General features: G+C 53.8%; 1 protein-coding gene. It reads right to left on the bottom strand.

All coding sequences use genetic code 11. The features are described 5' to 3' along the window. Nucleotides 1-133: 133 nt before the first annotated feature. Entirely contained in the window at nt 134-1,126 is a 993-nt protein-coding gene (locus K5E40_RS34305) for an IS5 family transposase (RefSeq protein WP_056792074.1), read from the bottom strand. Nucleotides 1,127-1,198 lie beyond the last annotated feature (72 nt).

Genomic DNA, 1,198 nt, shown 5'->3' on the forward strand with positions numbered 1-1,198 from the left:
GGAAGGTCTGAAGTAAGACCTTCTTTTTCCAGCAAATCGGGCGTCAGGCTGTAAAAAAGAGAGCACTTCGCTGAAACTCTAGAAATATCGACTTTTTTCGATGAATAAGCCTGTTTTAAGCACTTATTAATCCTTAATTTCCATACTGCGGACGCACCTGTCCTATAGGCTCCAGCAAATGTCGGCGCGCCATCCACAGGTTCGACAGTGCAAACAGTGTCACCAACTGCGCCGTGTTCTTTACCAACCCTCGAAACCGCACTTTGGTGTAACCAAATTGGCGCTTGATCACTCGAAACGGGTGCTCGACCTTGGCCCGGGTTTGCGATTTGGCGTATTCAATCTTGCGCAACGCGCGGCCAATGACGCTTTTTTCTCCATGTTTGCGGCGGCTGCTGGGCCTAGCGGAGATCGACCAGATCACCTCGCGGCCCTCATGTTCAGGCCGCTTTTCTACGCCGGTGTAGCCCGCGTCGCCACAGACATGGGTCTCTTCGCCATGCAGCAACTGATCGACCTGGGTAACGTCCGCAACGTTGGCGGCGGTGCCCACCACGCTGTGCGTCAGGCCAGTATCAGCGTCCACCCCGATATGCGCTTTCAACCCGAAAAAATATTGATTTCCTTTCTTGGTCTGATGCATTTCCGGGTCGCGTTTGCCCTCTTTATTCTTGGTCGACGTCGGCGCGTGAATGATCGTGGCGTCCACGATAGTGCCTTGACGAAGCATCAAGCCTCGGTCGCCCAGATAGCCATTAATGACCTCCAGAATGCCGCCGGCGAGATGGTTTTTTTCCAGCAGGCGGCGGAAGTTGAGGATCGTGGTTTCGTCGGGAATTCGATCCAGATGCAGTCCGGCAAACTGGCGCAGAATCGTGGTTTCATACAGCGACTCTTCCATCGCCGGGTCGCTGTAACCGAACCAGTTCTGCATCAGGTGCACACGGAGCATGGCCATCAATGGATAGGCAGGGCGGCCCCCGTCACCGGTTGGATAATGTGGCTCGATCAAGGCAACCAACCCTTTCCACGGCACGACCTTGTCCATCTCGCTCAGGAAAATCTCACGGCGGGTTCGCTTACGTTTACCTGCGTACTCGGCATCGGCGAAAGAAATCTGCTTCATGGGGGGATCAACCGTTCAGCTCATGTGATGGGAGATATTTCACCAGATTTTGAAACCTTTTTCAGAGTTTCC

It is taken from the genome of Pseudomonas baetica (genome assembly GCF_019733355.1).
GTDB lineage: Bacteria > Pseudomonadota > Gammaproteobacteria > Pseudomonadales > Pseudomonadaceae > Aquipseudomonas > Aquipseudomonas baetica_A.

Bases quoted from the DNA above. Each gene is read 5' to 3' on its own strand.
- K5E40_RS34305 (WP_056792074.1), bottom strand. From the start codon at position 1,126: ATGAAGCAGATTTCTTTCGCCGATGCCGAGTACGCAGGTAAACGTAAG.